Genomic DNA, 6,323 nt, shown 5'->3' with positions numbered 1-6,323 from the left:
CTTCCACACTGGTTACAAACACCTCACCGCGGTTTACAAATGCAATTTCTTTGCCGTTTGGCGACAATGCAAACTGACCAATGCCACTGTTCACCGCCAGATTTTTCAGTGCCTGCCTGCCGTCCATTTCCGGATAGCGACTTTTATTTTTGAGGCTCCCCATTCATCGACTGCGTGTATAAATCACCATTGTAGGTAAAAGCACAAGACCTGCTGATCGCTCATACTCAGGTGGCGTACGGGATGTGTTTTAAACCGGGTGATGGCAGTTTGCACACCATTTTCTGACTTATATATATTCAGGCTGCCGCTTTGCTCAGTGAGGAAGCAGATCGCATTGGAGCGGGTACAAATACCGAGGTCGAGGTCTTCACACCTTTAAAAGTGCTGACCTGATTGAAACGCATACTTTTCAGATCGAGGGTCCAGATGTCGCGGGTGACACTGCTTGTGTGATGTTTGCGCAACAGATCTTCATATCCTTTGCGGTCCTGAAACACGATCATTGAGCCATCGTGATTATATCGTGCTTCACTCATACCGGCTTCTGTGATGAGGGTGGCTTTCCCCCCGTTTTTATTGACCGTATACAAATTCTGAAATAGGCGCGGACTGTAAAGCGCACATTTGTATTGCTGATTACATCGTGCACTTGGCAAATAAAAGACGCTTTTTGATTGTCAGGTGTAAATCTTGCGGATAGTCGGCGGCGCTGTGACTGGTGAGTCTTTTGGGCGTACCGCCGTTTACCGGCATCACAAAACATCAAAGTTGCCATAACGGTCGCTTGCAAATGCAATGCTTTTACCATCATGACTCCATACAGGCATCATATCATGTGATTCATGAATGGTGAGTGGTGTGGCGATACCGCCCGTAGCCGGCACAAGATACAGATCGCCTTTGTATCCGAATGCGATCTGGGTTCCATCGGGACTGATATTCGGATAACGCATCCACAGAATATTTTCCTGAGCAAAACTACTTGCAATGGTAAAGAGTAAACTTAAAGTAATGGCGCATTTTTTCATAGACATAAATGTATTCAAATATTTTTGAATTTTATTCGTGCGCTTGCAAAAAAGCAATAAGAGACAATACGGGAATGGGATTTATTCCAAATGTAAAATTTATTCGTATTTAATTTGTGTATTCTAAGATATTTGATTTGCCAAATTATGTGAATAATTTCTTTTAAAATCCTTCTGATTTCGAATAACGGCAAACATTCGGGCGATTAATTTTGCCCTAACAGAATTTATTACACATTTATTTAACTTCCCTTCAAGAAGTTTCCTTTCATAATATAACTTCAATTCCTGATCAAATTGGACAGCAGATCTGGCACCTGAGGTCAGATGAGCTTTCAAGTCTTTTCTGGCTAAAGGGCTAATACTTTTCTTCTTAACCATTTTTCCTGACTCGTTAGAAAATGGAGCACATCCTGTATATGAAGCATATTGACGCCAGGTATTGAATTTTCAAAATTACATGTAGCCATGATCGTGTCCAAAGCAATTACTTTTCCAATACCTACGATGGTACAAAGCAAATCAAAATTAGTTTTGAGCTTTTTTATCGGATTTAATAATTCCGTCGATTTCCTTGTTTAATAAAACGATTTGGTTGTTCATTGTTTGAATTGTTTCTTTTTTTGTCATAGCAACCATGTCGTTATTGTTCAAGCCTAAAACTTCAATATCATTCTTCAGTGCTTGTTTAATACTTGCTGCATGCTTGACCAACAAATCGCGGCTCTCGCGGAGCTGCTTCAACCGCTCAATGCTTGTACTGTCAGGCTTTGAAGGCTGTAACTTATATTGCTTTTCCAAATAGTATTGCGCTATTCGTTTGCATCTATTTTATCATCCTTTCCCCGTGCAATGCCCTTTGAAAGTTTTATATCAATGCGCTCAACTGATAATAAGTTATAGAATTTCTGGTGCAATATTTAATCAGTTTGTTTCCGTAGCTACCGGTGTTTTCAAATACAATACAAATGTTGTCCCTCTTAAATTGATGAGTCTCTATCCACTGATCTAATTTTTGAAATCCTTCAGATTCATTTTTAAGAATAAAGTACTCTTTGTTTTCTAAGCAATAAATGTCTAATTTTTCTTTGGCAATGTCAGCCGCAATAATAACTTTGTTACTCATTTTAAGTGTTTAAAAGTGAAAAAAATAGTTGCCTGTTCTATAACCTTTGGTAGGCTTTGCCTAATATTCTAATTGGACATAGCAACTGTGTTTGAGACGGGGTCTAATACACGAATTAGGAATTTAAGCCTATGCATTCGTTTAGTTCACCCCGACTCTTACACAATTCTCACATTTTTAGGGTTATTAACACCCCCTAGAACCCCCATTACAACAATAATAATAGCAGTGGTTTATTAAGATATTTTCCTTTCTTTGTCCAAAGGCATTCGTGGCTACAACAAATTGTATTAAAAGCCACGAATACACGAATAGTAGCATTGGTTATTGACCGAATTCCAAATGCAAAATCTATTCGTAATTAGTCGTCCCTCAAAAAGTATATTTTGGTTTTTGAGCAAATGAAGTCCAATAAACATTTATTATCATTTGATAAATGAGTTTCCAACAAAAGTTTGCCTCTGAACGCCAGAGGTTAATCCGGCGTTTAAAGTTCATGGCCGCTGCAGCCAGGAGGACATTTATTTCATCCCCTATTATTCCTTTCAGGTAATTTCTACCCATTCGGTAATGTTGTTTTAAGTGGCCGATCACCGGCTCGATGGCAGCTCGTCGACTATGCCCTTTGCGCTTTTGTCGGGTAATATTTTTGTCAGGTTTAGGAACATAGATTTTTGTTTCGTTGATTTGACTGGTTCCTCTGTAACCTCTATCTGCAAAAACACTTTTGGCTTTTCTATTGGTTAATCTTTCATATTGATCAATGGCAGTCGTGAGTGTTTTACTGTCATGTTCAGTTCCGCTAAAATTCAGCGCTCCAACAATAACACCCGTTGTTTGTGTGACTAAAATGGATACTTTACTACCGAACTCAAACTTTTTATGCTCCTTCCCTTTGGTGTAACATTTTACATGGGGTTCATGCAAGCTATAAGTTTTATTTGAATCAGTTTTTTTGTTGAGCAAGTACTTTGAAAATAACGCTAAATCCTGACTGTGAATGCTGAGCCTATCAGCCGGAAGCTTTCTGTCCAACTCTCTGACCAATACACCGCAATTGTTTTATTTTCTTGCCGGCCTTCCTCGACTTGGCATACCCGTTCTTATTCTTCTTAAATCTTTGAATGGCGCTTAGCTTTTTAATCGTTTGAGTGTAACTTCGACGTAATTCAATGCCCTCATCTGCTGCAATAGATCTGCATTCATCAATTATTTTTTTGTACAACTTATCATCCGTCGGATAGGTAATATTCTTTTCCTGGATAGTGGTGTCTGCACTTAAATGATCATCCTCTGCATCCTTACCATTTACTCGGATACTTTCTTTGAAAATTAATTCTACCCCCTCGGGGCCAATACGCTTTCTAAACTCCACTAATTCTGTTGGCACACAAGGCAGTTTAGGCGCAAAATACAACTCGCCACTAAAGTATTGGTAATACACATTCTCAGACCATTGCTCAACAATACTTTCATCACTTAAATTACGAAGTTGCTTTAAGATCAGAAGTGATACCATCAAGCGAATGGGCTTTGCGGGTTTACCCATTTTAGTGCTGTAATGTTTAGCAAAAGAATCATCAAACGTTTTCCATTCAATCTCATGAGCTAATTTATAGAGCGGATGGATGTGACTTAGCTGTTCTTCAAATGAACTGTAAAATCCCAATTGGGAAGTGTTTTTTTGTTTCGGAAGCATAACCAAATCTGCCACTTTTTTATCAATTCTAATAACTTTTCGGTCGATTTTTAAAACACAAAACACTCAGAAGCATTGTCTATCCTAATTCCTGTCATTTTTGAGGGGCGACTAATTAATTTGTTCATTCGTGGCTAAAAAAAATTGTATGACAAGCCACGAATGTCGGAATTTTCACGAAAGGCCGGGGCTTACGAAGTTGAAAGCCACGAATGTCACAGATTTTCACGAAGAGATTGGGTACAAGTAGCACACCTGCGCCAGCTACTACGTTTAAAATACACTTTCACTGGCGGGGGGCAGTGGCGAGATTGAAGCCTCGGACTTGAGAATTAAATTTAGCAGTGCATGTGCAGCTTACGAACAGAGGCCACGCTTCATACTCGCGCGAGTGCGGGATGCCGCAATACCGAACATCTCGCACAACTGGGAGAAATCTAGCAGGCCCTGCTGCTATCTTGTAAGTCTATATTTGCCATGTACCGTATAATTAGCATTTAAAGACTTTATAATAAACGAACCGCTGATTTTACCTCCTATAGCCTCGTAATAATCATTATAAAAATGAATGGATTGAAAATTTTGACTGGAATCTTTTGTATCCCTTATAATACATAAAGGTATGCGGCGCATGCCTTTGAGGACCAACAAAATGCAAACTCCATACTGAGTGGTTTCCCATCAATAAACTGCTTATTACTACTACATTTAATGACTGTCAAACTATCTTGAAAATACCAATCATAATCAAGTATTCCATTATTCTCTGTAACATGAAATATCTTCGGCTTCTCACCCGGAGATTCACTTATAGCCAATGAAACGAAATCGTTATTATTTACATATTGCCACAATATGATACGACTCCTGTATTGGCAATAAAATCTCGCCAGTAATCAAATCCACTATAACCATATTCATTATTATTTGGATTATAAGCCGTTGTCAGCGCAACCGTATTCCCATAATAACAAGGAATTGTAATATTATACCGGCCGTTTTTATCCGTGAGCCCATAAAAGTTTTTGTATAATCGTATTTTCACAGGTGCATCGGCAACAAATTGATTATTACAATCTACCGCAGCACCGATAACAGTCCCAAAGTGTACCGTATCATAATGAATACGTTTCCAAGGTTCATATTGTATAAATTTGAGAAAAAAGTTTTGACAGTAAATGTACCCCAAAACGCGCCGCAGTCTTTTGAAAATGAAATAATTCACAAGTAACATTAGCGGGGAATAATTCCCCGAACTTTACCACTCGAATTAGCATAACCAAGGAAGAATGAACCATATTCTTTTGTCGATATCCCAACGGCAACATTCGATAATACAGTACCATTTTATCCATCATTACACATTCAAGTCTGATGGTGGAAAAGAGCGATCTGCATTGGGGGCGTAAAATGGCCGACATCACCAATATATTCGCTGCCGGTTTTTCAGCAAAGCCATCTTCAATCCATCCCTTTTACTTCATCAAAATACCACAAGGGAATTGTCTCAGTTGCAGAGCTCATCAAATTTGGAGTAATAGGAAAATGCAATGCTGCTTTCTTCCCTTCAATCAATTTGTAATTCCTGTCCCTGGTCTCCGTATAATTCAGCATTTGCATCCCAAAAGTAACAAGGCCTCGTTCATTACTGTTTACATCCACTGCCCTTAGCGCACCCGGCATTAATTCATTTATTTTTCGTCATCAGGGGTTTTATCCATTGGCATAGACGTTTACTGTTCCGTTATACACTTTATTACCATTCAGTTCTTTAATGGCATTTGCGGAAAACTCTACAGACCCTCCACCTTCGATAGAAACAACACCACCTAAGCCAGATTCAAACTGCTTTGCCACAGGTAATTCCATAAGTATAATTTCTACATGATTATCTTCATTTGAAATAACCTTTGCGGTTCTATACCCATCAAAATAGCCTGCTTTACTAACCTTGATAAGTGTCGCATTTTTGGTGTAATAATAGCGGTAAAAGAGAAGAATCCATTACGTCTGTTTGGGAAACAATACCCACCCGTTGAAACTGTAGCATCAGCCAAGGATTACCATCTTCCTGAAAAACCTGACCCAAAAATGTTGCCTGAGTCATCAGGCTATTGTCAAATGTTTGACTCCAGGTATTTTTCACTTGAATGATTTTTTTACAGCTATTAAAAATCAGGAAAGTAAATATTATAATAGAAATAAGTACTAAGACTTTTATTGAAGAAGCTTTCATAGATGGAGGTTTAAAATTTAAATTTACGCTTTTGATTAGTATATTATATTCTAATTATCAAATTACATGTATGGCAAAAACCTCTTCTTCGAAGGCACAGCCTTCGCAGGCATTATATTTGATAGCCTTTAGCTTTCTTATTCGTAAATTCATGGCTAAAAAAATAAAACTATACATTCATACATGAGGATATGTAATAAAGGGGATGTGCAGGATTCATATATTTCCGCC

Annotated in this window: 9 protein-coding genes and 2 pseudogenes; all 11 read right to left on the bottom strand. The window is 38.3% G+C overall.

All coding sequences use genetic code 11. The annotated features are described in order from the left end of the window. On the bottom strand, window positions 1–163 hold a 163-nt coding region (locus IPM92_17230), incomplete at its 3' end, for a hypothetical protein (protein MBK9110053.1). A gap of 136 nt (window positions 164–299) precedes the next feature. Beyond that, entirely contained in the window at window positions 300–659 is a 360-nt protein-coding gene (locus IPM92_17225) for a hypothetical protein (protein ID MBK9110052.1), read from the bottom strand. 96 nt (window positions 660–755) lie between these two features. Continuing rightward, entirely contained in the window at window positions 756–1,037 is a 282-nt protein-coding gene (locus IPM92_17220; GenBank protein MBK9110051.1) for a PD40 domain-containing protein, read from the bottom strand. 117 nt (window positions 1,038–1,154) lie between these two features. Beyond that, window positions 1,155–1,478, bottom strand: a pseudogene (locus IPM92_17215) (IS110 family transposase). A gap of 81 nt (window positions 1,479–1,559) precedes the next feature. After that, window positions 1,560–1,832, bottom strand: coding sequence for a hypothetical protein (locus IPM92_17210; protein ID MBK9110050.1), 273 nt, complete (start codon window positions 1,830–1,832; stop codon window positions 1,560–1,562). Window positions 1,833–1,899: 67 nt separating this feature from the next. After that, complete coding sequence (locus tag IPM92_17205; protein MBK9110049.1) at window positions 1,900–2,157, bottom strand: hypothetical protein; 258 nt, start codon at window positions 2,155–2,157, stop codon at window positions 1,900–1,902. Window positions 2,158–2,529: 372 nt separating this feature from the next. Then, a pseudogene (locus tag IPM92_17200) lies at window positions 2,530–3,856 on the bottom strand (IS5 family transposase). An 838-nt stretch (window positions 3,857–4,694) separates the two neighbouring features. Further along, window positions 4,695–5,045 carry a hypothetical protein gene (locus tag IPM92_17195; GenBank protein ID MBK9110048.1) on the bottom strand — a complete coding sequence of 117 codons (351 nt, stop codon included), beginning with the start codon at window positions 5,043–5,045 and terminating at the stop codon, window positions 4,695–4,697. Window positions 5,046–5,317: 272 nt separating this feature from the next. After that, window positions 5,318–5,539: a hypothetical protein gene (locus IPM92_17190; protein ID MBK9110047.1), complete on the bottom strand. Its 222-nt coding sequence runs from the start codon at window positions 5,537–5,539 to the stop codon at window positions 5,318–5,320. Window positions 5,540–5,569: 30 nt separating this feature from the next. Then, window positions 5,570–5,725 (bottom strand): hypothetical protein, encoded by a 156-nt coding sequence (locus IPM92_17185; protein ID MBK9110046.1) that lies wholly within the window; start codon window positions 5,723–5,725, stop codon window positions 5,570–5,572. Between the two features lie 76 nt (window positions 5,726–5,801). Beyond that, window positions 5,802–6,092, bottom strand: coding sequence for a hypothetical protein (locus IPM92_17180; GenBank protein MBK9110045.1), 291 nt, complete (start codon window positions 6,090–6,092; stop codon window positions 5,802–5,804). Between the last annotated feature and the right edge of the window lie 231 nt (window positions 6,093–6,323).

The organism is Saprospiraceae bacterium (assembly GCA_016719615.1).
Lineage (GTDB): Bacteria > Bacteroidota > Bacteroidia > Chitinophagales > Saprospiraceae > Vicinibacter.
This window is presented reverse-complemented; position numbering and strand designations above follow the sequence as displayed.